Source organism: Duganella sp. CY15W, assembly GCF_009857555.1.
In the GTDB taxonomy this organism is placed as follows: Bacteria; Pseudomonadota; Gammaproteobacteria; order Burkholderiales; family Burkholderiaceae_D; genus Rugamonas; species Rugamonas sacchari.
Genome location: NZ_WWCQ01000009.1, coordinates 61,923 through 88,188 on the forward strand (window position 1 = coordinate 61,923; position 26,266 = coordinate 88,188).

General features: G+C 63.3%; 26 protein-coding genes. 1 reads left to right on the forward strand and 25 read right to left on the reverse strand.

The window, feature by feature from the left end; translation table 11 throughout:
- Positions 1-165: 165 nt before the first annotated feature.
- The 15 genes from GTP58_RS29585 to GTP58_RS29655 form a co-directional block, all read right to left on the reverse strand.
- Positions 166-876, reverse strand: a complete 711-nt coding sequence (locus GTP58_RS29585; protein WP_161080521.1) for a type II secretion system protein — start codon at positions 874-876, stop codon at positions 166-168.
- Positions 876-1,256, reverse strand: a complete 381-nt coding sequence (locus GTP58_RS29590) for a type II secretion system protein (RefSeq protein ID WP_161080522.1) — start codon at positions 1,254-1,256, stop codon at positions 876-878. Before GTP58_RS29590 ends, GTP58_RS29585 begins: the two co-directional genes overlap by 1 nt.
- Positions 1,250-1,720: a type II secretion system protein gene (locus GTP58_RS29595; protein ID WP_161080523.1), complete on the reverse strand. Its 471-nt coding sequence runs from the start codon at positions 1,718-1,720 to the stop codon at positions 1,250-1,252. The genes GTP58_RS29590 and GTP58_RS29595 overlap by 7 nt, the downstream gene beginning before the upstream one ends.
- A gap of 2 nt (positions 1,721-1,722) precedes the next feature.
- Positions 1,723-3,708: a secretin N-terminal domain-containing protein gene (locus tag GTP58_RS29600; protein WP_161080524.1), complete on the reverse strand. Its 1,986-nt coding sequence runs from the start codon at positions 3,706-3,708 to the stop codon at positions 1,723-1,725.
- Entirely contained in the window at positions 3,708-4,253 is a 546-nt protein-coding gene (locus tag GTP58_RS29605; RefSeq protein WP_161080525.1) for a hypothetical protein, read from the reverse strand. Before GTP58_RS29605 ends, GTP58_RS29600 begins: the two co-directional genes overlap by 1 nt.
- Complete coding sequence (locus tag GTP58_RS29610) at positions 4,250-4,813, reverse strand: hypothetical protein (protein WP_229215801.1); 564 nt, start codon at positions 4,811-4,813, stop codon at positions 4,250-4,252. The genes GTP58_RS29605 and GTP58_RS29610 overlap by 4 nt, the downstream gene beginning before the upstream one ends.
- Positions 4,798-5,343 (reverse strand): hypothetical protein, encoded by a 546-nt coding sequence (locus GTP58_RS29615; RefSeq protein WP_161080526.1) that lies wholly within the window; start codon positions 5,341-5,343, stop codon positions 4,798-4,800. Before GTP58_RS29615 ends, GTP58_RS29610 begins: the two co-directional genes overlap by 16 nt.
- On the reverse strand, positions 5,340-6,119 hold the full coding sequence (locus GTP58_RS29620; protein WP_161080527.1) for a hypothetical protein: 780 nt from the start codon (positions 6,117-6,119) through the stop codon (positions 5,340-5,342). The genes GTP58_RS29615 and GTP58_RS29620 overlap by 4 nt, the downstream gene beginning before the upstream one ends.
- Positions 6,112-7,800, reverse strand: a complete 1,689-nt coding sequence (locus GTP58_RS29625) for a GspE/PulE family protein (protein ID WP_161080528.1) — start codon at positions 7,798-7,800, stop codon at positions 6,112-6,114. The genes GTP58_RS29620 and GTP58_RS29625 overlap by 8 nt, the downstream gene beginning before the upstream one ends.
- Positions 7,797-8,987 carry a type II secretion system F family protein gene (locus GTP58_RS29630; protein ID WP_072787103.1) on the reverse strand — a complete coding sequence of 397 codons (1,191 nt, stop codon included), beginning with the start codon at positions 8,985-8,987 and terminating at the stop codon, positions 7,797-7,799. The genes GTP58_RS29625 and GTP58_RS29630 overlap by 4 nt, the downstream gene beginning before the upstream one ends.
- Before the next feature lie 25 nt (positions 8,988-9,012).
- Complete coding sequence (gene gspG / locus GTP58_RS29635) at positions 9,013-9,456, reverse strand: type II secretion system major pseudopilin GspG (RefSeq protein WP_161080529.1); 444 nt, start codon at positions 9,454-9,456, stop codon at positions 9,013-9,015.
- A gap of 77 nt (positions 9,457-9,533) precedes the next feature.
- Entirely contained in the window at positions 9,534-10,334 is an 801-nt protein-coding gene (gene epsA / locus GTP58_RS29640; protein WP_161080530.1) for an XrtB/PEP-CTERM-associated transcriptional regulator EpsA, read from the reverse strand.
- 2 nt (positions 10,335-10,336) lie between these two features.
- Entirely contained in the window at positions 10,337-11,035 is a 699-nt protein-coding gene (locus tag GTP58_RS29645) for a winged helix-turn-helix domain-containing protein (protein WP_161080531.1), read from the reverse strand.
- Between the two features lie 139 nt (positions 11,036-11,174).
- The gene (locus GTP58_RS29650; protein WP_072787107.1) at positions 11,175-11,807 is read right to left on the reverse strand and encodes an NF038129 family PEP-CTERM protein; all 633 of its coding nucleotides are present in this window, start codon (positions 11,805-11,807) and stop codon (positions 11,175-11,177) included.
- Positions 11,808-11,821: 14 nt separating this feature from the next.
- Positions 11,822-14,845, reverse strand: a complete 3,024-nt coding sequence (locus GTP58_RS29655; protein ID WP_161080532.1) for an ExeM/NucH family extracellular endonuclease — start codon at positions 14,843-14,845, stop codon at positions 11,822-11,824.
- 232 nt (positions 14,846-15,077) lie between these two features.
- Between GTP58_RS29655 and GTP58_RS29660 the strand changes: the two genes are divergently transcribed.
- Complete coding sequence (locus GTP58_RS29660) at positions 15,078-15,647, forward strand: PEP-CTERM sorting domain-containing protein (protein ID WP_161080533.1); 570 nt, start codon at positions 15,078-15,080, stop codon at positions 15,645-15,647.
- Here GTP58_RS29660 and GTP58_RS29665 read toward each other — a convergent pair.
- The 10 genes from GTP58_RS29665 to GTP58_RS29710 form a co-directional block, all read right to left on the reverse strand.
- The gene (locus GTP58_RS29665; protein WP_161080534.1) at positions 15,644-16,654 is read right to left on the reverse strand and encodes a TIGR03790 family protein; all 1,011 of its coding nucleotides are present in this window, start codon (positions 16,652-16,654) and stop codon (positions 15,644-15,646) included. The two genes, GTP58_RS29660 and GTP58_RS29665, sit on opposite strands and share 4 nt — an antisense overlap.
- A gap of 103 nt (positions 16,655-16,757) precedes the next feature.
- Positions 16,758-17,444, reverse strand: coding sequence for a PEP-CTERM sorting domain-containing protein (locus GTP58_RS31985; protein WP_373924797.1), 687 nt, complete (start codon positions 17,442-17,444; stop codon positions 16,758-16,760).
- Positions 17,445-17,621: 177 nt separating this feature from the next.
- Positions 17,622-19,037, reverse strand: a complete 1,416-nt coding sequence (locus tag GTP58_RS29675; protein WP_161080535.1) for a mannose-1-phosphate guanylyltransferase/mannose-6-phosphate isomerase — start codon at positions 19,035-19,037, stop codon at positions 17,622-17,624.
- The gene (locus tag GTP58_RS29680) at positions 19,034-20,194 is read right to left on the reverse strand and encodes a sugar phosphate nucleotidyltransferase (protein WP_161080536.1); all 1,161 of its coding nucleotides are present in this window, start codon (positions 20,192-20,194) and stop codon (positions 19,034-19,036) included. Before GTP58_RS29680 ends, GTP58_RS29675 begins: the two co-directional genes overlap by 4 nt.
- Before the next feature lie 16 nt (positions 20,195-20,210).
- Positions 20,211-21,209 carry a UDP-glucose 4-epimerase GalE gene (galE, locus tag GTP58_RS29685; RefSeq protein WP_161080537.1) on the reverse strand — a complete coding sequence of 333 codons (999 nt, stop codon included), beginning with the start codon at positions 21,207-21,209 and terminating at the stop codon, positions 20,211-20,213.
- 35 nt (positions 21,210-21,244) lie between these two features.
- On the reverse strand, positions 21,245-21,979 hold the full coding sequence (locus GTP58_RS29690) for a hypothetical protein (RefSeq protein WP_161080538.1): 735 nt from the start codon (positions 21,977-21,979) through the stop codon (positions 21,245-21,247).
- A 19-nt stretch (positions 21,980-21,998) separates the two neighbouring features.
- Positions 21,999-22,886: a chain length determinant protein tyrosine kinase EpsG gene (gene epsG / locus GTP58_RS29695; protein ID WP_161080539.1), complete on the reverse strand. Its 888-nt coding sequence runs from the start codon at positions 22,884-22,886 to the stop codon at positions 21,999-22,001.
- 13 nt (positions 22,887-22,899) lie between these two features.
- Positions 22,900-24,303 carry a chain length determinant protein EpsF gene (gene epsF, locus GTP58_RS29700; RefSeq protein ID WP_161080540.1) on the reverse strand — a complete coding sequence of 468 codons (1,404 nt, stop codon included), beginning with the start codon at positions 24,301-24,303 and terminating at the stop codon, positions 22,900-22,902.
- Between the two features lie 78 nt (positions 24,304-24,381).
- Positions 24,382-25,170, reverse strand: coding sequence for a polysaccharide export protein EpsE (epsE, locus tag GTP58_RS29705; protein WP_161080678.1), 789 nt, complete (start codon positions 25,168-25,170; stop codon positions 24,382-24,384).
- Positions 25,171-25,211: 41 nt separating this feature from the next.
- On the reverse strand, positions 25,212-26,177 hold the full coding sequence (locus GTP58_RS29710; RefSeq protein WP_161080541.1) for an EpsD family peptidyl-prolyl cis-trans isomerase: 966 nt from the start codon (positions 26,175-26,177) through the stop codon (positions 25,212-25,214).
- Positions 26,178-26,266: the final 89 nt, after the last annotated feature.

Sequence of the window (26,266 nt, forward strand, 5' to 3'; positions counted from 1 at the left end):
GAGTACTGCTGAGACAAATAGTAACATAAAAACATTTTTAGTATTACATTTTTTTTATCGTTGTTGCCGCACGGTAAAGCTTTTCGCATTGCAAAAAGGCACTTCACTGCACTGCATCATTTTGATAAGCCTCCCCTTGGTTTAAGCATGCAAGTTCAAGTTTTGTTAATCCGTAACCGGCTCATCCGGGCGCCTTTCCGCCCCCTGGTTGGGGACGTTCTCAGAGGGCGGCGCCGGTTCTTCGGGGGGAATGAGCGGCTCTTCCGGCGTTTTTTGGACAGGTGGCGATGGCACCACCGGGTTTTGTTGTGGTTCCACAACGGGTGGCGCACTAGACGCTTGATTGGCGGGAGGTTGTGACGTTTGCGACGTATTACGGCTATCGCTGGCGGCGACGAATTTCCATTCAGAAATCCGGCTCTTGCCTTCAAAACCGGCAAACCGTTGCGGGAAGTTGCCGACCTTCACCGGCCGTGCGTCCGATAGGCTGTAGACGGCCAGCACACCCGCCTTGTCCGCGAGATACACCACGCCCCACTCCGCCTTGCCCGTCATGGGATCGACAAAGATCTTGCGCAAATGCCGGCGTGTCCCCGGGAAGCGCGGGTCCTTGAGCAGCTCTTTCAGGGACGGCGGTTGCGCCAGTTGACCTTGCGGGGTGGCATCCGCATAGCTTTTCAAGGCGTCGCTGAAGGCCGCGCCAATGTCCAGTAATTCCTGCTCGGCCCTGCTGCGCTGCAAAACCGACCCCAGCTTCAGCGAGGCCGCAGTCACCAGCGCAATCACGGCAATGAAAATAATCAGGCTCAGGTAGGTAAAGCCGCCGCTGACTGCGCGCGCCCGCGGATGCCGCCGCCATGTCGGTGTTGCAGCCATTACCAGTCAGCGTAAGGCTTGCCGCTGCGGTCGTTGCCGGGCGCGCCGCTACGGATGTTGTAGACGCCACCCTTGGTGCTGTCTTCCGGCGGCACAATGGTCCAGGTCGTATCGCTTTCTGTCAGTGGATCAACAGGTAATGCACGCAGATATTTTTTCTCGACCAGCTGTTCCAGCGAATCGGGATAGCGTCCTGTGTCGCCATAATATTGGTCCAGCACCTGCCTGACATTCCGCAAGTTATCCGCCAGCACCACCTCCTTGGACTTGTCGATGCTGGGGAAATAGCGCGGCACGGCCAGCGTCAGCAATAACGCGACGATGCCCAGCACCACCAGCAGTTCAATCAGCGTGAAGCCTTTGTGTTTCATGGTCACCATTTCTTGTACGGCACGCCGTTCAGGCCGGTCTTTTCACTGAGGCTGTAGACATCGTAGACATCCTCCCCGTCGCGCGGCTGGTCGGCCTCGCTGGCATAGCTGCGCTTGCCCCAGGTCTGCGCATCGCTGAGCGCGGCATCGCTGTTGAACGGGTCGCGCGGCACGCGGCGCAGGAAGTAGATCTTGGCATGCTTGGGATTTTGCAGGTCCGGCACGCCTTCCACCAGCACCTCCAGAGTCTTCGGATAGCCGGTCGAGACCAGCGACTTGGTGATGTGGCCCTGGTCATACGCCAGCTTGTACGCATCCAGCGCATGGCGGATGTCGCGCAGCGATTCGCGCAGGTCCTGCTCCTGGCGCCGCTGCACCACCACCTGCGCGGTCGGGATCACCAGAGCGCTGAGCAGGCCAAGTATCGCCAGCGTCACCAGCAGCTCGATCAGGGTGAATCCACGCGCGCGCATGATTACTGCTGCACCGGTGCGGCTTCGGTGGCCGGCGCCGGCGATGGTTCGGCGGCTGGCGGTTGCACGGCTTGCGGCTGGACGCCCTGCGTCGGCGGCAGCGGCGCAGGCTGGGTGGCCGAAATCGTCGCAGCTTGCACCGGCGACGGCGCCTGCGGCGGCGGCACGGCAGGTACCGCCGGTGCGGCCACCGCGCCCGGTGGCGCCGGCATGGCGACGGCGGCGCGCGGCGTCGTATCCGGACGGCGGCGGAAACTCGCCTCGGTACCGGCCGAGAACTCGGACGCCGACGCTTCCGGACGCTGCACGTTGCGGATCAGGTGAGGCGTGATCGACAGCACGATTTCCGTCTTCTGATTGTCGTCGCGCTGGCTGCCGAACAGGCGGCTGACGATCGGCAGCTCGCTGAAGCCCGGCACCTTGTTGGACGAGTTGCGCTCTTCATTGTTAATCAGGCCGGCCAGCACCTGGTTCTCGCCATCCTTCAGCTGCAGCATCGTCGAGGCCTGGCGGGTGCCGAGCTGGTAGGCCGTGGTGCCATTCTTGGTAGTGATGGTGTTGACCAGATTGCTGACCTCGAGCTGCATGCGGATCGCCACCTCGTTATTCAGGTAGATGGTCGGTTCCGCGTTCAGCGTCAGGCCCACGTCCACATACGTCACCGAATCGCTGGCGAAGCCGCCCACGCCGGACGACACGGTGGAGGTAATCACCGGCAGCTTGTCGCCAATGACGATCTTGGCCTTTTCCTTGTTGCGCACGCGGATGCGCGGATTGGCCAGCAGGTTGGAGTCCGCTGCATTCCTGTTGGCGTTGATGGACAGGTCGGTGCCGGTGACACCAATGGTGCGCTGGTTCAGATTATTCAGGTCGCGGATGGTAATGCCGGTACCGCCCGACGTCGACAGCACCGAGAAGCCCAACTTGGTCGGCCACACCACGCCCAGGTCCATCAGCGTGGAGCGCTTCACTTCCAGGATCTCCACCTCCAGCATGACTTCCGCTTCCGGCGCATCCTGCAGGTTAATCAGGCGCTCGGCGAGGCGGATCGCTTCCGGCGTATCGCGCACGATGATGAGGTTGAGCTTTTCATCCACCACCACATCGCGCGACTTGAGAATGGTCTTGAGCGTATTGGCCACCAGCTTGGCCTCCGCATTCGCCAGGAAGAAGGTCTTGACCGTCATCTCCTGGTATTCCTTGAGTTTGGCCGCGACGTTGGGATAGATCAGGATGGTGTTGGCATCCATGACCTGCTGCTCCAGCTGATTGGTCAGCAGCAGGAAGTAGATCGCCGATTCCACCGTGCTGTTCTTCAGCAGCACCGTGGTGCGCTGGTCCGTCTTCACATCCTTGTCAAACACGAAGTTCAGGCCGGAGCGGCGCGAAATCACTTCAAACACCTGCTTCAGCGGCGCATCGCGGAATTCAATCGAGATCGGCTGCTTGTAGCTCTTGGCCAGGCCGGATTCCGCCGGCGGCGGCGCGGTCTTTTCCGCCACCTCGCGCAGCATCGCGCGCGCTTTCTCGTTGCCTGGCGATTCAGTCAGCACGGCGTTGAGTTTTTGCTTCGCCAGCTCAAGTTCGTTCCGGTTCAGATGCTGGGCCGCCGCCTCCAGCAGCCTGGCCTGGCGGCCGTCGCGCTCCAGCGCGCGCAAGCCCGTCACGGCGCGTTCGTTTTGCGCATCCATGCCCAGCACGCGGCGGAAGCCCTGCTCCGCCTGCCCGGTGCGGCCGTCCGCCTGGTCGCGTTCCGCAGTGTCCAGAATCCGCTGCACGGCGCGATCGCGGGCCGTCAGATACGCGGAACGGTACTGCGCATTGCCCGGTTCGGCCTTCACCGCTTCCTGATATTTGGCGAGGCCTGCCTCGATCTGATTCTTCGCGATCAGGTCATTGCCGTCGCGGTAGGCCAGCTGCGCAGCGCAGCCGCTGAGCAGGATGGCCAGCGCAGCGCAGCGGGCGATATTCTTCAAAGGGCTAGCCATCACTCAAGGACTCCAATATTCATCTGTTGTTGCTGATTCAAAGGCAGATAGGTCACGGACATCAGCGGCGGTGCGATCCGCTCGACGCGGTAAGTGCCATCGATGACGGTCTGTACGCGCACCGAGTAAGTCTTGTCGCCGCGCGCCAGATACACTTCCCACGCGCCATCCGCCACGGCCTTGCCGAGATAGGTGAACGGCATGGGCGGCGCCACCGGTGCTGGCGGCGGCGCATTCGATGGCGGTGGCGGCGGTGGCGGCGGCGGATTCCAGTTCTGCCCCATGAACACGCCCTCGCCCGAGGCAAACGTCGCCTCGCCGGACTCGCCCACCAGCTGCGCGCGCGGAATCAATGGCAGGATCGCGGCTTCCACCTGCGGCTTGCCATCCTTGCTGGTGCTGCGTGGCGCGGCTGCCGGCGCCGCTGCGCCAGGCGCGCGCGCCACCGGTTCGGCGATATCGCCGGAGGACGAGTTATCGCCAAACAGCGCCAGCCCCGCTGCCCCCGCCAGCGCCACGGCCATCAGGATCTGATACGGCTTCATGGTTCGGCATCCTTCAGGTACAGGGTAAAGCGCAGACGCGCTTCGACGGTGGTATCGGCGATATTGTCGCGGCGGAAGGCCACTTCATCCAGCGAAGCAAACGGCATTTCGCGCAAGCCCTGCATGGCGAACTGCCAGATGGACTGATATGGCCCCTTCACCGGCAGGTTGATCTGGTAGGTGCTGACGCGGCTGGCCTTGTCGTAGCTGGCCTTGTACTCGCCCTGGTACAGCGTGATATTGGCCTTGGCCGCCAGGTCGAACAGCACTTTGACCTGCTGCTCCGCATAGCGCTTCTCACCCAGCACTTCGTAGAACGCCGCCAGGTTCTGGTTGGCCGATGGCGGTGGCGGCGCTGTCACCAGTGTCGATGGTGCGGGCAACGGCTTTGCCATCAGCTGCGCTTGTGCGGCACGCTGCGGCAGCAGCCAGGCCCAGGCCGCGATACCGGCAACGCACAGCACAATCGCCACGCAAGCCGGCACACCCAGGCGCAGCAAGGCGATACGGACACGCAGCAACAGCGCGGGAAGGTTCACCTGGTTCATCGCGCCTGCCATGTCGCCTCCAGCTGGAATCGCAATGGCCGGTTCGGGTCTTGCTCGTTGATTTCGTGGCGGGTCAGTATCACGCCGCTAAAGCTTTCCTGCTCCTTGAGCGCGGCCACATAGTCCACCATATCGTCACTGCTTTTGGTTTCGGCGGTGATCTTCAGCACCCGCTTGCGTGGGTCGGGCTCCATGGCCACCAGCGCCACCTTGCGCGGCGTCGCGGCCAGCACGGCGTCCTGCAGCTCGCGCCATGGCAGGTTCAGTTGCAGGACGGCGCCGTTGACGAAGGCTGCCTGCGCTTCTGGAATCGCCACCTTGGCCACTTCCACCGGACGCGCCGACAGCGCCGCCACCCGCGTCTGTAAATGCTGCAGCTGGTGCTGGCGTTCGCGCTTCTGCTCCACCAGCGCATACGTGCCAACCGCCGCGCCGGCGCACAGCAGCGCACCAGCGCCGGCCAGCGCCAGCACTGCAGGATGGAGATGGAACAGCACGCGGCGCAGCGTGCGCGGGGCAAAATCGATCTTCATCGCTTTCATGCGGCGCTCCCTTGCAGTGCCATGCAGGGAATGTGCGACGCATTGGTGACGGCTTTGGTCCACGCCGCCGGCGCGCTGCCGCTCAACTGCAGCAGCGACGGCGCCTCCAGCTCCAGCAGCAGCGCTTCACGTTGCAGCGTCTGCGTCAGCCAGTAATGATCGGCGCCATGCGGGATCGGCAGCGCGCGGATGGCGCGCAGGCCCTTGCCATCCGCTTCGGTTGCAGCCAGCGTCAACAGGTTGTCGTGCACCAGGCCAAACCACGCGCCCTTTTTGACACCACCGCGACAGCGGTTCCAGGCGCTGACAAAGCGCGGCTCGACAGCGACGATGGACAGCTTGCAGTCCTGCGCCACTGCGCTCAATGCGGCCAGCAGCACGCGCGGCATGGCGGCCGCAAAGAAAGGCCGGGTTGCATCCCAGTCGGCGCAGATCTGCCATGCCGCCGCCGGCTCGCCATACAGCGACTGGAAGCGGAAGCCGGCCGCCGCCTCGATGTCCGCCATGCGGGCCGCGCCCGACGGCGGCGTCACGCGCCACATGCGGGTCAATTCATCGGCCAGCACAAAGCTGACAGGCCAGCCGTCCGCCTGCACCTCGCCCAGCAGCGCACGCAAGGCATTGGCGATGGCGTCGAATGGATGCTCGCCGGATGGCGCGATCGCCTGCTCGGCCAGCGTCTGCGGCGCGGCGTTGCGCCAGCGGCTGACGCGCTGCACGCTGACTGCGTGCGGCGCCACGTCAATGCGTAAAAACTGTCCCATCGCTCTACGCATGCAGGGTCACCCGTTTAATTTCAGTCAGCGTGGTACCGCCACGCTTGACCAGTTCCAGTGCGGCCTGGCGCAAGCTGCGCGTGCCGTTCTCATAGGCGGCCTGCTTGATCTGGCGGATCGGCTTCTTGTCCACAATCAGTTCGCGGATTTCATCGTTCAGCGTCAGGATCTCGGCGATCGAGCGGCGCCCCTTGTAGCCGGTGCCGCGGCAATCGCCGCAGCCCTTGCCCTGCATGAAGCGGAAGTCGTAGGCGTCGGCGCGCGTCATGCCGACGCTGGCCAGCTCGTGGTCGTCGGGCGTGTATTCGGTGGCGCAGTGCGGGCAGTTGGTACGAATCAGGCGCTGCGCCCAGATGCCGTTGAGCGCCGACGCAAACGCATACGGATCGATGCCCATGTGGGTAAAGCGGCCAAACACGTCAAACACGTTATTCGCGTGCACAGTGGTCAGCACCAGGTGGCCCGTCAGCGCCGACTGCACGGCGATTTCCGCTGTCTCGCGGTCGCGGATTTCGCCGACCATGATCTTGTCCGGGTCGTGGCGCAGGATGGAGCGCAGGCCCTTGGCAAAGGTCAGGCCCTTCTTTTCGTTGACCGGGATTTGCAGGATGCCCGGCAGCTGATACTCCACCGGGTCTTCAATCGTGATGATCTTCTCGCGGCCGTTGTGGATTTCGGTCAGCGCCGCGTACAGCGTGGTGGTCTTGCCGGAACCGGTCGGTCCCGTCACCAGCAGCATGCCGTAGGCTTCCTGCGCCAGCGTGCGCAGCGACACCAGCGATGGCGCATCAAAGCCCAGCGCCTCCAGCGTCAGCGAGCCGTAGGCCTCGATCATGGCGCGCTTGTCGAGAATACGGATCACCGCATCTTCGCCATGGATGCTGGGCATGATGGACACGCGCAGGTCGATCTCGCGCGCATTGGCTTCCACGCGGAAGCTGCCGTCCTGCGGCACGCGGCGTTCGGCGATGTCCAGTTCCGCCAGCACTTTCAGGCGCGAGATGATCTGCTCGGCCACATCGACGCCATTGACGGCGGTGGCGTGATCCAGCACGCCATCGACGCGGTACTTGACCGCCAGGCCGCCGGCCGTGCTTTCCAGGTGAATGTCCGAGGCGCCAGCTTTGAGCGCATCGTACAGGGTCGAGTTGACCAGCCGGACCGCCGGGCTGGCGCCTTCCGAGACCGAGGCAAACGACAGCACGGCCGCCGTCTTGCCATCGCGCCGGCCTTCGCTGGCGCCGGGCAGCAGCGTATCGGTGGCGCGCGCGGACTCCTCCTGCTTGGACAGGTAAGCCTGGATATCGGCCTGCAGCGCCAGCCGCGTTGGCAGCGGCGCAGCGGGCGTGGCGCGCGCCTGCGTGCCCAGCCAGGTCTGCAAATCCAGGTCGAACGGATCGGCGATGACACCGATCACGGATTGGTCGTGCGCGCGCAGCAGCACGCAGTGGCGTGCCATGGCCTGCGACAGCGGCAGCAAGTCCCAGGCCGGCGTGTAGGCCAGCATATCGACCGTCTCCAGCACCGCCATGCCGAAGGGCTGCGCCAGCGCCTGCACCAGCAGGCGCGGCTCGGTGCCGGTGAGCGCTTCCAGCTCTTCCACCAGCGTGCGTTTCGATTGCTGGCGCAGATGGCGCGCACGCGCCACCAGCGCCATATCGATGGCCTGTACAGCCGTCATGACATATCTCCAGCCAGATCAAAGATCGGCATATACAGCAGTACCACGATGGCGCCGACCACCAGGCCGATGGCCGCCATCAGCAGCGGTTCAAAAGTACGGGTAAAGCGTTCGATCCAGCGGCTGATTTCACCGTCGTAAAACGCCGCGGACTGGGTCAGCATCGGTCCCATGTCGCCGGTGCGCTCGCCCACGCGCAGCATGCGCAGCGAGATCGGCGTGGTCAGTTGTGCGGCGTCAAATGCGGTCGACAGCGGCAGGCCGGATTCCACGGCGGCGCGCGCCGTTTGCAGGTTGCCGCGCATCGCCGCCGACACCATGCCCTGCACCGTTTCAATCGCATGCACGATGGTGATGCCGCCTTCGCTGAGCATGCCCAGTGTCAGGTACAGCCGCGACAGTTCGTAGATGCGGACACGCTCGCCGATGCCAGGCAGGCGGCTCAGCAGACGCACCATGCCGCCATTGGCCATGAGCTGGCGCACGCCCAGCACCAGCGTGCCCAGCACGGCGCCGATGATCGCCAGCAGCAGCGTGGTGTGGGCGCCCGCGAACTGGCCCCAGTTCAGCATCTGCTGCGACAGCCATGGCAGGTTGCGGCCCGCGCCCTGGTACACCTCGGCAAAGCGCGGCACCACATAACCAATCAGGAACAGGCTGACGCCGCCGCCGACCAGCAGCAGGATGCACGGATAGATTGCAGCCGACACCAGCTTGCCGCGCACCAGGTCGATGCGCTGCTGGTAATCGATGAAACGCGATAGTGAACGCGGCAGGTCGGAAGTGCCCTCAGCCGCCTTGACGATGCCGACATACAGCGGCGGAAACAGGTCCGGCTGTTCAGCCAGCACGGCGGAAAAGCGCTGGCCTTCGCGCAGGCCGGCCAGCAGCCGTTCCAGCACGCCGCGCGTGGCCGGATTGGTTTCCTTCTCCAGCAGCGCTTCCAGCCCTTCGACAATGCCCAGGCCCGCCGTCAGCAGCGCCAGCAGCTCCTGGCTGAACAGCACCAGCGACAGTGCGCGGCGCTTGCCGCCACGGCCCGGCAGGCCGCTGCGTACCGGAGCAATCGAACTCACGAACAAACCGCGCGCTTCCACCTGGCGGCGCGCGTCCGCCTCATCGCGGCCATCGATCACCAGATGGGAGATGACCATATCGGCCGACAAAGTACGGACATCAAACTGCATGGGTGCGGCTTTCTAGGGGCGTGGTTTATTGCGAGCTGATGTCGGCGTCCTCACCCGTGCCACCTGGCTGGCCATCGCGGCCCAGCGAGGTAATCTCAAATTCGCTCTTGGTGCCTGGCGCCTTGTACTGGTAAGGGTGGCCCCATGGATCAGGCGGAATGCCTTTTTTCAGGTAGGGACCGTTCCATTTGGCGCCGGCCGTGGCGGGCGCGGTAATCAGCGCGCCCAGGCCCTCTTCCGTGGTCGGATAGCGGCCCACGTCGAGACGGTAGGTATCCAGCGATTTCTCAAACGCCTCGATCTGCGCCTTGGCGATGGTGACTTCCGATTTACCCAGCTGGGCAAAGTATTTCGGTCCAACATACGCTGCCAGCAAACCGATGATGACGATAACCACCAGCAGTTCCAGCAAGGTGAAGCCAGCTGCCTTGTGCGCGCTGGTCTTGCGGCCATTCTTTACAACTTCCATCCCAGGTACTCCTCAGCGTTAAGCCCGCCGGCTCAAAGCCAGAGGCTACCATGCGCTTTGCAGTTCCGACAATCTTTTTATGCCGCGCGCGCCAGTGGTAGCGGTGCCCGGTCGAATAAATGCAACGCCATGCCGCGCGCGATCGCCTGCGCACGGTTGGATACGCCCAGCAACCGGTACAAACGCTGCAGATGGTTTTTGACCGTCAAGCCGCTGATGCCCAGGATCAAGCCGATTTCTTCGTTGCTTTTGCCTTCGCGCACCCAGTGCAGGATTTCCGCCTCGCGCGCGCTGACCGGCCGCGCCAGCGTGCCGACCCGCGCCTGCGCCTGCTGGCGGTTGATGCGTTGCAAGCTCATGTGCAGATACGGCAGCAGCAGTTCCAGGAAGTAGGCCTGGCGCGGCTGCGGCCGGTGCGGCAGGCCGAACAGCACAAAGAAGGTGGAACCGCCCGGCAGGCGTTCCGAGCCATGCAGAAGCAGGTTTTCCATGCCCAGCTCGCGCAGCTCGCCCTGGAACGGCGCCAGGCCCTGGCCGGCTTTGGGCGCATCGGCGCCGGGTCCGGCATCCAGCATGGCCGGCAGGCGCCCGCTGTGGCGGCAGTGGCGCGCCAGACGCAGCGCCAGGCCATCCTCACGGTTGCTGAGGCGGCTGCGCAGTTCGGCATCCAGCACCGTGCTGTGCAGGCACTCGACGTGCTGCAGCTCGTCCTGCGCGCCCAGTTGCAGGCAGACCATGACCTGGTGCGGCAGCAGGCTCTGCAACTGCCCCTGGGTCCACAGGAAGAACTGGCGCGCATCCTGCACCGGCAATGCGGCCTCGATCGCGTGCAGCAGGTATTCCTGCTCCAGCTTGCTCAGTATGACCAGCTGTTCCATGTTCACGCCTGGGCCGCGACGAAGCGGTAGCCGCTGCCGCGCACGGTTTCGATGCGCTGCTGGTAACCGCTTGGCTGCAGCGCGCTGCGCAGGCGGCCGACATGGGTATCGACGGTGCGCTCGTCCAGGTAGGAACCATTGCCCCACACCTGGTCCAGCAGCTGGGCACGCGTGTGCACGCGCTCCGGGTGGCTCATCAGGAAGTTCAGCAGCTTGAATTCGACGCGGCCCAGCGCCAGCTCGCGCGCGCCGGCCGTTACGCGCTGGGTGCACGGATCGAGCCGCAGGCCGGCCAGCTGTACCGGCGCGTCGGCCAGCGATTGCGGCTGCCAGCGGCGCAGCAGGCAATGCACGCGCGCCACCATCTCGCGCGGGCTGAAGGGCTTGGTCATGTAGTCATCGGCGCCGCTTTCCAGCGCCATGATCTTGTCGTGCTCGCCGCAGCGGGCGGTCACCATCATGATCGGCAGGCCGCGCGTGCGCGACTGTGCGCGCAAGCGGCGCACCAGCGACAGGCCGGACTGGCCCGGCAGATTCCAGTCCAGCAGCACCATGTCGGGCAACTGGTCTTCCAGCATCAGCAAGGCGCTTTCGGCGTCCGCCGCGCGGCTGATCTGGTGGCCCGCCATGCCGAGATTCAGGGCGATCAGCTCCTGGATTGCTGGCGTGCTTTCAACGATGAGAATGTGAGCGGCTGGCATAGCGGTTCCCTGTAAAGGAAATACTATGCAATAAGCAATGTGGCTTTACTAATATGATTTCTTTGGTAGATTTAGAGTTTTTACGTATAAATAAGCAAAAAAGCGCACCCGAAGGTGCGCTTTTAGGAAGAGCAGTAAATTAAGCCTGTTGGCGGCGGCGCGCAAAGCCCAGCAGCGCGAGGCCGCCAGCCAGCATGGCCCACGTGGTCGGCTCTGGTACTGGCGTGGTCACCACGCCCGAACCGAATACTTCGCTGGCCACACTGCCCTGGCCGCCTGGCGTGAGCGACGGCGTCCAGTTCAGGCTCAGCAGACTGCCATTGACGTTGCTGCTATTGCCCAGCAGCGTCTGTTTGTCGCTGCCAAACAACGATACCGACAGCGTCGAGCCAAACTGGGCGGACGGATCGGCGTCGCCGCTGAAGGCGACGTCAAAGCTGACCTTGCCTTTGCTGAAGTCCACCGCGTGGAACAGGTCGTTGTAGCCGCCCGCCACGTTCTCGATGCGGAAGCCGGTCAGCAGCGAGCCCGTCACGTTCGACAGCTCGGCGTCAGCGCTGCTGCCCCAGTTGCCGAAGTTGCTCAGGTTGGCAAAGGTGCTCACGGCGCCCAGCGGCGAACTGTTGAGCTGGATGTCGATATAGCCGTTGCTGCCATAGCTGCCGGTATTCAGTTCGACGTGCAGCGTGCCGGCAGCGGAGGCCAGGCTGGCGCAGGCGGCCAGTGCCAGCGCCATCACGGCGCGGCGGAAGTTGAGTGCTTGGTTAAACATGATCGTGTGCTTTCTTAGAAGTTACCGCTGTAAATTTTGACTGCCGAGTAGGTGACGCTGCCGGTGCCGGTCTTGGTGAACGCGGTCGGCACGGTCAGGCTGGCGCCTGGGGCCAGCGTGGCCTGGTTGATGGTCAGGTAAGGCGAACCGTCATGGCTGCCGTTGCTGCCCACCAGCGTGGCGCCGGCCACCAGACCATCGAACTGCACCTGGAACGGGCCGCTCAGCGCGGTGCTGCCGGTGTTGGTCAGGGTGACGTTGCCGGTCCACTTGGCGGTGGCGCGGTTGTACACCACGGGCGCAGCCACGGTGCGGATGCTGGCGCTGACGTCGGTATTTGGCGCTTGCAGGTTGAGGCTGATGACCACCGGGTCATGGTCCGACGCGCGGTAAGGCGCGCTGGTGTATTTGTCCTGCGGCTTGCCGTCGGTGTTGTAGTCGATCACGGTCGGTTCATCCGCATTGTTGTGCCATTCCGCAGCATCCACCACTTGCGGGCTCAGCGCAGGGCTGGCCAGCGCGTGGTCCAGATAGCCCGTTTCGCCGTTGAAGACGAACGAGTACGGCATATTGCCGCTGCCGCGCACGAAGCGCTCCAGCTGGTTGACGTAGCCGGTGGCGGTGATGGCAGCGATCGGATCTTCAAAGCCGTAGGAGTTGAAGTCGCCAATCAGCAGTACGCGCGCATCGTTGGCCGAGGCCACCACTTGCGGCACGAAGCTGTTCAGCAGGCGCTTGGCCTGCTGGATACGGGTGGCGTTCCAGCAGCTCTGGCTGTCGTTCTGGTCGGCGTCCGCGCCGCCGGCCGGGCAGCTGCCTTTGGATTTCAGGTGGTTGACTACCAGCGTGAACTTGGCGCCGTTGGCGGCACGGAAGGTCTGCGCCATCGGTGGACGGTTGTTGATGGCGTCGGCGTCGGACAGCGCGCCGCCCACCAGCGTCAGTGCCGACGGTTTGTAGATCATGGCCACGCGGATGGCGTCGGTGCCGGTCGCGGCTGGCTTCGGTACCACCGCATAGGTTTTCAGGCCGGTGCCGGGCGCGATCGCATCGTTGAGCGCATCGACCAGCTTGGTGACGGTGTACTCGCCGCTGTTCTGAATTTCCATCAGGCCGTAGACGTCAGCGTTGATGGCTTTGAGTTCGCCCACGATCTTGGCGGTCTGACGGTTGAACTCGTTCAGATTGTCGGCGCCGCGGCAGTTCGATTTCGAGATGCTGCTGCCCAGCGAGCAGCCGACATTGGTGTTGCCGGCCACATCGGTGCCATTGGTGAAGGTGGTGAAGTAGTTCAGCACGTTGGCACTGGCCACTTTGATGTTGCCGGCCGCCAGCGCTGGCGGCGCCGTGCGTGGATTATCCTGAGAGAACACCGGTGCTTCGGTTGGCTGCAGCTTGAAGCCCGCACCGCCGCCGCCCTTGGCGCCAAAGTCCACCACGCCGGTCAGGCCGGACACGGTGTCGCCCGCGCGCAGCGAGCCATCGTCGCCCAGGTAGGGGATGGTGGTCGGCGTGGTGAAGATGCCGTCATCCAGAATGATCTGGTTGCGCTGGTTGGCGGCCGCTTGCGCGATCGCTTCCGGCGTGCCGGGACGATAGCGGTTGGAGGCGATTTCCAGACGGCCCGAGGACAGCGTCACTTCGCCGCGCGTGCCCAGGAACTCCAGCTGCGATACGGTCAGCGGCTGGCTGAAGCGTACCAGCATGCCTTCCACCTGGCCCAGGTTGGCGTGCGGCAGCTGAACATTGGTTGGCGTGACGCTGATGCCGCCGGCCAGCTTGGCGATGTTGGTGATGGTGGTCAGTTCGGTGTACGAACGGCTGGCGCCGGACGGGGTGTATTCGCTGACGGTGCCGGTGATGCGGATTTTGTCGCCGACCTGCACGGTGCCGATATTGCCGGCCGTAGTGAACACAAACATGCCGTCCGAGGTCAGCGGATTACCGTCGCCGTCCGGGTCCTGGAGGAAGAAGCCGGAGCCGACCTTGGCCGTGACCACGCCTTCGGTGGTCTGCACGCTGCCGGCGTAAGGGCTGGCATCGCCCTCGCCCTGGATCTGCGGAATGGTGTGGGTGATGCCGGCCGGTGCGCTAATCGCCACGCTGATCGCGCAGCTGGCTTCCTGCGTCTGGTCGTTGCCGAACTTGACGGTGACAGGATAGGTGCCGGCCTTGACGCTGGTTGCCACGTTCAGGCTGGCGGTGGCGACGCCACCCGCTGCCGACGCCGGCTGGAAGTTGACCAGGCTGATGCCAGGCACCGCCGCCGAGGTGATGATGGCGCTGTTGACGATGCCGTCGGCATCGGTGGCGCTGAGGTCGGCAACGCCGTTGACGCCAAACGCCAGCGACAGGTTGCCCGGGCAGGTGGCCACGATCGGTGGCGCGGTCGGCGCGCCACACACATTGAGGGCGCTGGCGCGGTTGCGCGGGGCCGGCGCGCCGGTGCTGAAGTCGGCGCCGTTGTTGTCGGTGTCGGTGCAACCGCCGGCAGCGCGCAGGGCCGCCGTGGTGTTGCTCAGGGTCGGCGCCACCGTGCCTTCAAAATAGCTGGCCGTGCCAAAGCCGATCAGGTCGGCAAAAGTGCCGGCCGCCGGCGAGCCACCCGCCAGCGCCGTGCTATTGGCCACCAGCGCCACCTTGCCGGTGGTGCCGCTCAGCGCCAGCGTGCCGGTCGCGTCCGGGGTCGGCAGGTCATCGGTGCCGCCGGTGCCGTTGGCTTCCTGCACCAGGAAGTATTGGCCAGGCTGCAGCACGGTATTGCCGGCCAGCTTGGTCAGCTGCCAGCTGGTGCCGGCCGCGCTGGCGTATTGCACGCTCCAGCCGCTGATGTCGACTGCGGTATTGCCGCGGTTGAACAGTTCAATAAAGTCGTTCTTGTACTTGGCGCCGGAATTGCCACCGCCGCCATACACCTGGCTGATCACCACTTGGGACGATACCGGCGCCACGGCTACAGCGGCAGCTTGGGCCGACAGGCCGGCCAGCAGGGCGGCAGCGATTACGGTACGCGCCGGCGGAGGAAGAATTTTTTTCATGAACAGTCCTGGAGATATTAACAAAAAGGCTTTGAAGCTTGCAATTTGCATATTAGGACTTCGTCATGACGCCATCATGACGCTGAGTTAGACCGAACGGACTAATCCCGGTTCACTGAATTGGATAGTAATTTGATGCAAAGCTGCTATACTATTTTCTATAGTGAAATAAATATTTCCAATTGATAATTTATCAGCGAAGTTGTCAGACTTGAGTGAAGCTGAGAGCGCCATGTTGCCACGACTTGTCCGCCCCACCCTGCTGCTGTGCTGTGCCGTGATGAGCGGCGCCGCCATGGCCGTACCGCTGTCCGTCCCGCCGCTGTCCGTCCCGCCGCTGTCGCCCTGCCTGGCGCAACACCCGGCTGGCCAGCCGGCACCGCAAGATGTGCGCAAGCACTGGCGCCGCCAGTGCCATCTGCTGGATGCGGAAAAAGCCGAAGAACCATACGTGAACGAAGGCACACCGCCCAGCGATACCAGCGCGCTGCTGGACCACATCATGATGCTGAGCCGGATCGGCATGGACACCCCTGAGTCCCATCAGCTATGGCTGGTTCTGCCGCGCCGCGAGGGCGATGCCGATGGCTGGCAGCCGCCGCCATCCGGCGCGCCCGGCAGTATTGCGCTGCAGGTCAATCCGCTGTATCCATCCGGGGACAGCAAGACGCCGCTGCGCCAGGGCGAGGCCCGACTCCAGGCCGGCATTCCTGCCGTGCCCGAACCATCGTCTGGTGCCATGCTGCTGGCGGGCCTGGCCATCGTTGCCGGCTACGCCGCGCGCAGGCGGCGCACTGCCTAGCGGCGGTATGGTGCGGCCAGCGGCTCGCCGATAAATACGCCTTGTGCCGGCCAGGCCACGCTGCGCCAGTAAGCTTCAATCGCGCTGGTACCACGCAGGTAGTGCGACAGCAGCACGGTTGGCTGAGGAAACTTCTGCCAGTAATTGCATGGTTCGGTAACCGTGCCATAGCTGGCAGTTGCGCCGGCCTCCAGCCAGCGCAGGCTGCTCATCTGATTGGTCCCCATCAAGTCGCCGCCAAACGAGGTCAGGCTGTCGGCCAGCGCGCCCGGCAAAAATTGCAGCGTGTCCAGCTTGGCCACCCGCGCCATGCCGGTCTGGTAAATCATGATGTCTTTTTCATTTTCCAGCGCATCCGCGCTGAGGCGCTTGACCGTCAGTTTGCGCGTGGGAATCACGCCGGCGCGCGGAAAGAATGGCGCGCGGCTGTTGCGCGCGGTTTCGCTGGTGGTCAGGTAATACGCACTGGCGGCCGGCGCACTGAAGCCGGTCACCATGCCGCGCCCGATCAGGGCCTTGGCCGCCTCCACCGAGTCGGTCGGCAGCAGCATCGACAAGCGCATACCATGCTCGGCATACGGGTGGGCCGAGGTGGCATTGAAATACGGGCTGGGTTTGGCCGGGCCGCACGGCGCGGTGCACAAATTGGCGTCCAGGCCCAGGGTGTAGGCCGATGTAATGGAATTGCATTCGACGGCATACGGCGCGGTCCAGACCATCAGCACCGCATCGATGTGCGGGCCAAGCTTGGCGTCGATCTGCTCCTTGAGCTGGCGGAACTGTTCGGCATCCAGTTTGCGGGGGCGGTGCGGAATCCGCACATGAACGATGTTCTCTGCAGGCACATTGCGTGCCTGGCGATAGTACTCGCCGATTTCCACACTATTCGGTTCGTCGTCGTTAATGACCAAGGCTAGCTGCGCGGCTTTGAATCCAGCCGCCTTGGCCACCAGTTGCGCATGGGCTGCGCTATGCCAGCACAGCAGTGTCAGCAATCCAACTATCATCTTCCGCACTACAGTTCCGATCATTGCTTGTGAGATAAACGGCACTGTAGCATATCGTGCGTCAGCCTCCAGCAAGTACAGCGCATCACGCCATGCGCCCTGCTTACGTGGCGGACTGTGCAGTACGGGAACGGCGGCTCGCAACCACACCCAGCAGCGCGATGCCGCCCAACATCATGGCATAGCTCGACGGTTCAGGCACCGGGATGGCGGCCTCATGGTCATACAGCGCCAGGGAAATACTTGGGAAGGTTTGGTAATCCGTGCGCCAGTTGCCCTGGTAGTACTCGGCAGCACCGGAAGCCAGGGTACCGGCCGCCAGGAAGTTAGTGAAGCTTGGCGATACTGCCTGGATCGCAAAGTAGTAGGAGCCGCTGGCCAGGGTCACGCCGTTAAAGCCAAAGAACTGCGCATCTGCGCTCATGCCCATCACATGGCCATAGTAGAAAGTCTGAGCCAGTACATTGCTGGTGCCGGATGCCACCACCGTGCCGGGCAAACCGCCAGTGCCGTCGGCGGCCAGGATCTGCCATTTGGCCTCGGTCGGCAAATCATAGCCCTGGTTGATCACCACATAGCTCGCCGACTTCAGCGTTGTGCTGCTGCCCAGCGTAAACAACTGGGCTGCATAGTCGTCTGCCGTGCCAGTAGCTGGACCGCAAACGGTATTAAAGGCGCAATTGGCGTTTGATGTATCTTTACCAGCATCAAACACTTTTGCTGCCTGCGCGCCGCTGGCGGCCAGACTAAAGATAGCCGCTACGGCAACGCGTTTCGTTAAAGCATCCACTTTTTCATCTCCACAGGATCATGCGACAATTGCAAATATACAATTACAACAACGGAAATACAACTTTTATATTAGCTTAAATACAGCGTTGTATTCCGTCGCAGGCAAAATAAAGTCTGCTATAACATCATGTGAGAATGCGTGAGAATGCGTGAGAATCGGACGCGCGGACGCAGCTTAGCTGCGCTGATAGACGTCTTCAAAGCGCACGATGTCGTCCTCGCCCAGGTAGCTGCCGGACTGGACTTCAATCAGGTGCAAGGGCAGCTTGCCGGGGTTTTCCAGGCGGTGGTTCATACCGATGGGAATATAGGTCGATTCGTTTTCCGTCAGCAGCGTGACGGTATCGCCGCAGGTCACGCGGGCGGTGCCGCTGACCACGATCCAGTGTTCGGCGCGGTGATGGTGCATCTGCAGCGACAGCTTGCCGCCCGGATTGACGGTAATCCGCTTGACCTGGAAGCGCTCGCCAATGTCGATGCCTTCATAGCAGCCCCATGGACGGTAGACCTTGGTGTGGTGCAGGTGTTCGGTACGGTCCTGCTGCTTCAGGTGGTCGACGATCTGCTTGACGCGCTGCACCTGGTCCTTGTGCGCCACCAGCACGGCATCGGCGGTTTCCACCACCACCAGGTCCTTGACCCCCACCAGCGCCACGATGCGGCCCTCGGCGCGCACCAGCGAACCGGACACATCGTCCAGATACACATCGCCGCGCGTGGCATTGCCCTGGCCATCATGCGGCTGCACATCCCACAGCGCCGACCACGAGCCAACGTCGCTCCAGCCGATGTCGGCCGGCACCACCACGGCATGGCGCGTGTGTTCCATGACGGCATAGTCGATCGAGTCCGACGGGCAGGCGGTAAATGCCGCCTCATCCAAACGGCAGAAGTCGAGGTCGCGGTAGCCCTTGGCCATGGCCTCGGCGCTGGCGCTGGCGATCGTTGGCGCATATTCCTGCAGTTCTTTCAGATAGCTGTCTGCGCGGAACAGGAACATGCCGCTGTTCCAGAAGTAATTGCCGGCGTCGACAAAACCTTGCGCCGTCGCGCGGTCCGGCTTTTCAACAAAGCGGTTGACCGCGTAGCATTGCTCGGCAGCGGCCGGCTTGCCGCTCTGGATATAGCCATAGCCGGTTTCCGGACCGGCCGGCACGATGCCAAAGGTGGCCAGCGCGCCCTCGCCCACCAGCGCGCCAGCGTGCTGGATGGCCGCATAAAACGCGTCCACGTCGTTAATCACATGGTCGGCCGGCAGCACCAGCATGACCGCTTCCGGGTCCACCGATTGCAGGAAATGCGCCGCTGCCGCAACCGCCGGCGCAGTATTGCGGCCTACCGGTTCCAGCAGGATGCCGAGCGGCCGGACGCCGCTTTCGCGCAGCTGTTCCGCCACCAGAAAACGGTGCTCATTGCCGCACACCACCAGCGGCGGCATCAGTTGCGGACGGCCATGCAGGCGCAAGGCGGTTTCCTGCAACATGGTCTTGTCCGAGACCAGCGGCAGCAGCTGCTTGGGCAGCACGGCGCGCGACAACGGCCATAAACGGGTTCCAGCGCCGCCGGACAAGATCACGGGATAAATTTTCATGCTCTGATTCTCTTATCGATTAATTCATTATTATGCTCAGTTCGGCGCTTGCTGCGCCGGTCACGAGCGTTGGCCCAGGAATCCGGATCAGACTCGGACACGTGCAGCATATTGCCTGCGCGGTCGACACTATAATCCTTAAAGACAATCATTTCGTCTAAAGAAACATTCGGTAACACCCGGGTATATTCAAACAGCACGCTGCGCACCACCTTGGCACCGGCGCAGACATGGCTGCCATGGCCGATCCAGGTCGGGCCGACGATATGCGCACCGGCCTCGATGCGGGTGCCGGAACCAATGTACACCGGCCCCTCGATCACCGTGCCTTCCCAGTCAATGCTGGTGTTCAGGCCCACCCACAAGCCGTCGTCCAGCTGGATCCCGGGCAGATGCAGGTTGGCGACTTCGCCCATCAGCACGCTCTGGCAGGTTTCCCAGTAGTCGGTGACGCTGCCGATATCGGTCCAGTTGAAGCCGCGCGTTTGCGCATAGAACGGCAACCCCTTCTCGGCCAGCAGCGGAAACAGCTCGGAGCCGATATCAAACGCCTGGCCGCTGGGAATCAGGTCGATCACGGCCGGCTCGAAAATATAGATGCCGGTACTGACAAAATTGGATTTGGCGGCTTCCCGGCTCGGCTTTTCCTGGAACTCGGTGATACGGCCGGCGGCATCGGTCACCACCACCCCATAGCTTGACACCTTGTCCCACGGCACTTCCTTGGTGATCACCGACGCCAGCGCGCCCTTGCGGCGGTGTTCAAACAGCGCCGACTTGATGTCCAGGTCGATCAGCGCATCGCCGCACAGCACAATCGTGGTGTCGTCAAAGAAGCCGCCGAATTCCTGGATTTTCTTCATGCCGCCTGCCGAGCCCAGCGGCTGCGGCACGATCTCGCCCTGGTCGTTGGTATAGCCCTCGAACGAGTAACCGATCTGGACGTTGTACTGGTGGCCTTCGCCAAAATACTCTTCGATCTTTTCATGCAGATAGCTGACGTTGACCATGATTTCAGTCACGCCATACTTGTGCAGATGCTCAATCAGATAGGCCATCACCGGCTTGCCCAGGATGGGAATCATGGGTTTCGGTAAGTCGTACGTCAGCGGGCGCACCCGCGTGCCCTTGCCTGCGGCCAGTATCATTGCTTTCATGCGGCTTATCCTTTATTCAGACGGACGCGCTCTGCCAACGCCAGGCATCGGCGCACATCTGCGCAATATTTCGCGTCGCCTTCCAACCCAGCTCACGTTCCGCCAAGCCCGGGTCTGCATAGCAAGCAGCAATATCGCCCGCCCTGCGCGCCACGATCTGGTAAGGCACAGGCCGGCCGCTTGCCGCTTCGAAAGCGCGCACCATTTCCAGCACACTATTACCTCTGCCGGTGCCTAAATTGTATGTATAAATGCCAACGCCTGTCGCCAGCTTGGCCAGCGTGGCCAGATGGCCCAGCGCCAGGTCCACCACATGGATATAGTCGCGCAGGCCGGTGCCGTCCGGGGTCGGATAATCGCTGCCGTACACCGACAGGCGCTCACGCCGGCCATCGGCTACCTGGGCAATATACGGCACCAGATTGTTGGGAATGCCGTTGGGCGCTTCGCCGATCAGGCCACTCTCATGCGCGCCCACCGGATTGAAATAGCGCAGCAGCGCGATCCGCCAGCTGGGATCGGCGCGGTACAGGTCGCGCAGCATTTCTTCGATCATCAGCTTGCTGCGGCCGTAGGGATTGGTGGCCGACAGCGGAAACTGCTCGGTGATCGGCACCGATGCCGGGTCGCCATACACCGTGGCCGACGAGCTGAACACCAGCGTCTTGACGCCAAACTTGGCCATGGTTTCAAACAGCACCAGACTGCCGGTGACGTTGTTGTCGTAGTAGTTGAGCGGCTGCTCGACCGATTCGCCGACCGCCTTGAGGCCGGCAAAATGGATCACTGCCTGCGGCGCGCGCGCGCTAAACACGGCTTCCATGGCCGCGCGGTCGCGCACGTCCGCTTCGACAAAATCGAGCGCGCGGCCGGTGATGCGCGCCACCCGCTCGGCCACCGAGGCCGTGCTGTTGCTCAGGTTGTCGAGCGCAATGACTTCATGGCCAGCTTGCATCAGTTCCACACAGGTATGCGAGCCGATATAGCCCATACCGCCAGTTACCAGTATTCTCATTGATATTCCTTGGTTGCTGCAATTGATCGGGCGCCTCAGTGTAGCAGCCCGGTGCGGTTAAGGCGCGACAATAGGGCGGCGGCATCGATCCAGCTGACCTGGTCGTCGTAGCGGCCGCCGGGCGCTGCAGGGTCGTCGCTGTAGGGGCGTGCCATGAAGCGCCGGCTGGCGCTAGCGTTGGCGATTTCATCGAGGTTGGTGCCGCTGTCATCCAGGCTGGTTTGCAGCACCCCCTGCTCGCTGACACCAAAGTTCAGCCGGCCCGTGGACAGCACCACGGCCGCCGCACACAGCAGCGCCATCGAGCACTGCTCCTGGCCGCTCAGATAGCGTTCGCTGCCATCCAGCTGGCGCGTCAGCACCACCTTGCTGGCGGCCGCATTGCGGTCGATGGTGCTGGTAAATTCCGGGGAGACGCTGTAGCGCAGCAGATGGTACCAGCCATCGCTGCCGGCGATGCCCAGCGCCACCCAGGGCAGATAGCCGGTGCAGTCGCTGTCGCTGCTGCAGCTGCGCTCCGTTTCGCGCCCGTCCAGCGCCGAGGCGGCTGGACGCGGCAGGCGGCCATGCGCCATGGCATAGCCCAGCAAGGCCTCACGCGCGGCGGCTACCCGCTGCCGCGTGAGCAGCTCGCGCTGGCGCTCGTGGTCCACCGGGCTGAACGCGCCGAGCAGCACAGCGCTGGTGCCCAGCACCAACAGCAGCAGCAGCGCCAGCAGGGCTGCGCCCGCCTGGCGCGGTGCCCCATGGTGGCGCACAGCGCTGTGCATGGCTTGCCCGGCCAGTGGCCTAGAAGTCGACCAGTACCGCGCCGATGACCTGGGCGCCGCTGTGGCGCATCTGCTCGCGCAGCGCATTGATGTCTTCCACCCGGGTGTGGTTCTTGCGGGCCACCAGCAGCACGCCGCCAACGCGGGCCGCGATGGCCAGCGCATCGGCACCGGCCGAGAACGGCGCCACGTCATACAGCACCACGTCAAAGTGTTCGTCCAGGCGCGGCGTCAGCGCGGCAAAGCTGCTGCGGCTCAGCAGTTCCTGCGGGTTGGGCGGCAGCGTCCCCGCGGCCAGCACCGACAAGTCAACAAACGAGGCGACCTTGTGCACCACTTCGGTGCCGGCACGGCCGGCCAGGATGTCGGACAGGCCCTGGCGGCCCTTGAGGTCAAACACTTCGTGCTGGCTTGGCTTGCGCAGATTGGCGTCAACCAGCAGGGTTTGTTCGCCCAGCTGGGAAAACACCACGGCCAGGTTGGCCGCAAACAGGCTGGTGCCTTCGCCGGAGCCGACGCCGATCACCACCAGGCCTTTGTGGCCACGGGCGAACCAGCGCAGCATCAGCTGGCTACGGATGGCGCGCAGCTGCTCCACCTGGTGGCTGAACGGCTGGTAGGCCGCCAGCAGCTTGGGCGAATAGCTGCTCTCGCCCGCCTGCAGGTAGGGATAGTCGAACTGGCGCGCCAGCACTTGCTGGATGTCGGCCTCGGTGATCAGGCCCAGGCGCTGGGCGGCCTCGCCGAAGCGGATGCCGAGTTCTTTCTGCATGCGCAGCACGCGCTCGGCGTTTTCCGGCGTGATCTTGCCGGATTCAAGCAGCAGGCCGCCAATGCTGGAATCGGCGCTGCGCGGCACTGCCGCCGCAGGTGCGGGCGTGGCGATAGGGTGGGCTGGGGCATTCATGGCAAGGTCCTTGTTAATTCAAACGCAAACGGCGCGGCGACAGCAGGCGGCGCAAGCCGGTTGGCTTACGCGAAGTCATATTCCAGTCGATCACACCAAACACCGGAATATCCAGGGCGTCCGACAGGTCGGTCTCGGAACGCACGCGGCGGTCCACCAGCTCGGCAGCCAGCGCCAGGCCCACGCCCAGCATGCTGCCCAGCACGATCGACAGCAGCACGTTCAGCATGACTTTCGGGCCCGCCGCATCGACCGGCGCTACCGCCGGGTTCAGCAAGGCTACATCGGACTGCTCGACCTGGCCTTCCAGGCGCGTCTGCGAGGAGCGCATGGCGGTGGCGTCGAAGGCGCGCTGGGCGCTTTCAGCATCCTTGGCCAGCACGCCCAGTTCGTCGCGGGTGCGGTTCAGTTCCAGTACTTTTTTCTTTTGCTCGGCCAGCGCATTGCGCAGCTCGGCTTCACGCACGCGCAGGATGGCGGCATTGTTGCCAACGCTGTTGCTGGTGCTCTTCACGGCGGCATTCAGGTCGCTGCGCAGCTTGTCCACTTCGGCCTTGGCGCTCTGGTATTGCGGGTGGTTGCGGTCCAGGCGCTGGGCCAATTCCGCCAGTTTGGCTTCTGCATTGCCCAGGCCGATGCGCAGGTTCTGCACCAGCGGATTGCCGGCCACGTCAGGCGATTCGGTGGAGCCGTTGGCCATGCCGGCGCGCGAGTTGGCTTCCATGAGCTGGCCCTGGGCTGCCACCAGCTGGGCCGACAAGTCGTTCAGACGGTTGCTTTCCACGTCCAGGCGGTTGTCCACGCTGACAATGCCGTGTTCCTGCTGGTATTTCGACAGGCGGGCCTGGGTGGCTTCCACATTGTCGCGCAGCAGCTTGAGCTGGCCATTGAAATAGGTCGACGCCTGTTTCATCGGCTCGACTTTGAGCTGCACGCTGATTTTCTGGTACTCATCGGCAAACGCGTTGGCCACGGCAGCCACAAACGCCGGGTCATTGCCTTTGAAACTGATTTCCACCACGCTGCTCTCGCGCGATGGCGCAATGTCGAGTTTTTTCAGCAGCAGGTCGGCCAGCCAGTCGCGCACATTGCCCTTGCCTTCGGTGGCGTCGCGGAACTGTTCGATGACGGCAGGATTGCGTGCCAGGCCCAGCTGGTCAACCACGCGCAGCGCGACGTTTTTGCTGCCGATGATGTCGGTCTGGGTGGCCACATAGCCAGGCAGCAGCTGGCCCGGCATGGTCATGCCGGTGACCGGATCCACGCCTTTGTAGTTGAGCAGGATGGAGGCGGTGGCCTTGTAGTTCTTCGGCAGCACCAGGCTGACCACCAGGGTGGCCAGCACGGTGACGAACAGCACACTGAGCACGATCCACTTGCGGGCGCGCAGCATGTGCAGGAATTGGGTTGCGTTCATGGTGAGACTCTCGATAGAGAAGTAGATAAGACGGACAAACGCCGGCTCGCGCCGGCCGCATACGACAGCCGCGATGAATTAGAACAGGCTTTCCTTGATGTAGACCACGTCATCGTTCTGCACCAGATCATCCTGCTTGGCATCAATCACTTGCTGCTTGCCATTGGCATCGCGGCGCTTGATCGTCAAGCCGCGCTCGGTACCACGCGGCGTCAAGCCCCCTCCCGCCGACAGCGCCTGCAGCACCGTCATGGCACGTTCCAGACGGAACGGGCCAGGGCGCTGGACTTCGCCGTAAATATAGAAGCGTGGCGCCCGTTCGACGTACAGCACATCATTGGCGCTGACTTCGATGTTGGACGACAGTTCGCCGGAACGCACCATGCCAATGATATCAATCACTTCCCTGGTGGTGGTGCCATTGCGTTTGCGGATCAGCGCCACGGTATCGCCACCATCGGCAGAGATGCCGCCAGCCACTGCCAGCATGTCCAGCACGGTGCGCTTGCCTTCGATCGGATAACGGCCCGGGCGGTTGATCTGGCCGATCACCGACACTTGCTGGTTCTGGATCTGGGTGATCAGGATATTCACCTGCGGCTTGCGCACAAAGCCGCCCGACTCCAGCAGGCTGCTGATCTTGCTTTCAGCGCCGCTGGCGGTCAGGCCATTCACTTCCACCGGTCCCAGCAGCGGGAAGGTAATGGTGCCGGCATCGCTGACGCGGGTATCGGTGGCCAGGTCGGGGCTGCCATACACGCTGATCTTGAGCACATCGCCCGGTCCCAGCACCGCATCGGCCGCGTGCGCCGCGCCGAACAGCGTCAACATTGCCAGCGCTGCCAGCCATTTCTTCATGTGTTTCATCATTTCGCTACCTCGTGCTTGAATGGGTCAGAATCGGGAGATCACTTCAGGCCTGCCACGCCGCGCGCATTTTGCGCGTCGGTGGCGCCGCCCTCTGCACCAGCGGCAGCCGGTGCGGCAGGCGCGGCGGCCGGGGCACTGGCGGCGGCGGCGGGCGCTGCCGGAGCGGCTTTTTCCGGCGGCGTGCGGCCATTCAGGTATTCGATCTTGGCATTGGCACGCAGGCGCGCCAGTTCGGCGTCCGCGGCATCCTTGTTCTTCTTGTTGAACAGGAACTGTTCAATCTGGCCTGCGGCGGCGTCCAGGCGCACTGGCGATTCCTTGATGTCGCTCACCGTGATCAGCAGGCTGCGCTCGCCTTCCTTGACGATGAACAGCTGGCCTTTCGGCATGTCCAGCAAGCGCTTGGACAATTCCTGCGGCAAGTCGGCGCTGGTGCGCGACACTTGGGCGCGCGTGTACTTGACCTTGTTCTGGTCCATCCATGCCGACACCTCGTCCAGCGACTTGGCGTTGTCGATCTGGGCCTTGAGCGGCGCTTCAATATCCTTGGTGGCCATGACCAGCTGGCGCATGTCGAACTGCTTGCGGTTGCTGAAGAATTCCGGATGCTGGTTGAAATATTCTTCGATCTCGGCCTTGGTCGGGCGCACTGGCGCGCCGACTTTCTTTTGCAGGTAAGCCTGCGCCAGCAGCAGCGCCTTGGCGCGTTCGATGGCTTGCAGCACTTTCGGATCGCGGTCCAGCTTGTCCTGGGTGGCCTGGTTGACCAGCAGCTGGCGGTCGATCAGCGATTCCAGCAATTGCTTGCTGGCGGCTTCCTGCTGCGCCGTCTGGACATTGGCGCGCTGCAGTTCTTCATTCAGTTGCGAGACCGTGATCTCCTCGCCATTCACGCGGGCCAGCGACTGGCCCGGCTTGGATTCCTTGCTGCCGCCGCAGGCAGCCAGCGTGGTCGCCAGCAGCAGTGCCGCGGCAATCTTAGTACGGTTGTGAGAGTTGGCCATAGGGATCTGATTCAAAGTGGGGTCCTCGGTTGTCCAGTATTGCGCACTGACCACTCCCGTGGCACTGGGCGCGCAACAGGAATGGCCAC

Excerpts from the sequence above, each read along its gene's own strand:
- GTP58_RS29585 (WP_161080521.1), bottom strand. The coding sequence starts at position 876 with ATGGCTGCAACACCGACATGGCGGCGGCATCCGCGGGCGCGCGCAGTC.
- GTP58_RS29590 (WP_161080522.1), bottom strand. The coding sequence starts at position 1,256 with ATGGTGACCATGAAACACAAAGGCTTCACGCTGATTGAACTGCTGGTG.
- GTP58_RS29595 (WP_161080523.1), bottom strand. The coding sequence starts at position 1,720 with ATGCGCGCGCGTGGATTCACCCTGATCGAGCTGCTGGTGACGCTGGCG.
- GTP58_RS29600 (WP_161080524.1), bottom strand. The coding sequence starts at position 3,708 with ATGGCTAGCCCTTTGAAGAATATCGCCCGCTGCGCTGCGCTGGCCATC.
- GTP58_RS29605 (WP_161080525.1), bottom strand. The coding sequence starts at position 4,253 with ATGAAGCCGTATCAGATCCTGATGGCCGTGGCGCTGGCGGGGGCAGCG.
- GTP58_RS29610 (WP_229215801.1), bottom strand. The coding sequence starts at position 4,813 with ATGGCAGGCGCGATGAACCAGGTGAACCTTCCCGCGCTGTTGCTGCGT.
- GTP58_RS29615 (WP_161080526.1), bottom strand. The coding sequence starts at position 5,343 with ATGAAAGCGATGAAGATCGATTTTGCCCCGCGCACGCTGCGCCGCGTG.
- GTP58_RS29620 (WP_161080527.1), bottom strand. The coding sequence starts at position 6,119 with ATGCGTAGAGCGATGGGACAGTTTTTACGCATTGACGTGGCGCCGCAC.
- GTP58_RS29625 (WP_161080528.1), bottom strand. The coding sequence starts at position 7,800 with ATGACGGCTGTACAGGCCATCGATATGGCGCTGGTGGCGCGTGCGCGC.
- GTP58_RS29630 (WP_072787103.1), bottom strand. The coding sequence starts at position 8,987 with ATGCAGTTTGATGTCCGTACTTTGTCGGCCGATATGGTCATCTCCCAT.
- gspG (WP_161080529.1), bottom strand. The coding sequence starts at position 9,456 with ATGGAAGTTGTAAAGAATGGCCGCAAGACCAGCGCGCACAAGGCAGCT.
- epsA (WP_161080530.1), bottom strand. The coding sequence starts at position 10,334 with ATGGAACAGCTGGTCATACTGAGCAAGCTGGAGCAGGAATACCTGCTG.
- GTP58_RS29645 (WP_161080531.1), bottom strand. The coding sequence starts at position 11,035 with ATGCCAGCCGCTCACATTCTCATCGTTGAAAGCACGCCAGCAATCCAG.
- GTP58_RS29650 (WP_072787107.1), bottom strand. The coding sequence starts at position 11,807 with ATGTTTAACCAAGCACTCAACTTCCGCCGCGCCGTGATGGCGCTGGCA.
- GTP58_RS29655 (WP_161080532.1), bottom strand. The coding sequence starts at position 14,845 with ATGAAAAAAATTCTTCCTCCGCCGGCGCGTACCGTAATCGCTGCCGCC.
- GTP58_RS29660 (WP_161080533.1), top strand. The coding sequence starts at position 15,078 with ATGTTGCCACGACTTGTCCGCCCCACCCTGCTGCTGTGCTGTGCCGTG.
- GTP58_RS29665 (WP_161080534.1), bottom strand. The coding sequence starts at position 16,654 with ATGATAGTTGGATTGCTGACACTGCTGTGCTGGCATAGCGCAGCCCAT.
- GTP58_RS29675 (WP_161080535.1), bottom strand. The coding sequence starts at position 19,037 with ATGAAAATTTATCCCGTGATCTTGTCCGGCGGCGCTGGAACCCGTTTA.
- GTP58_RS29680 (WP_161080536.1), bottom strand. The coding sequence starts at position 20,194 with ATGAAAGCAATGATACTGGCCGCAGGCAAGGGCACGCGGGTGCGCCCG.
- galE (WP_161080537.1), bottom strand. The coding sequence starts at position 21,209 with ATGAGAATACTGGTAACTGGCGGTATGGGCTATATCGGCTCGCATACC.
- GTP58_RS29690 (WP_161080538.1), bottom strand. The coding sequence starts at position 21,979 with ATGCACAGCGCTGTGCGCCACCATGGGGCACCGCGCCAGGCGGGCGCA.
- epsG (WP_161080539.1), bottom strand. The coding sequence starts at position 22,886 with ATGAATGCCCCAGCCCACCCTATCGCCACGCCCGCACCTGCGGCGGCA.
- epsF (WP_161080540.1), bottom strand. The coding sequence starts at position 24,303 with ATGAACGCAACCCAATTCCTGCACATGCTGCGCGCCCGCAAGTGGATC.
- epsE (WP_161080678.1), bottom strand. The coding sequence starts at position 25,170 with ATGAAACACATGAAGAAATGGCTGGCAGCGCTGGCAATGTTGACGCTG.
- GTP58_RS29710 (WP_161080541.1), bottom strand. The coding sequence starts at position 26,177 with ATGGCCAACTCTCACAACCGTACTAAGATTGCCGCGGCACTGCTGCTG.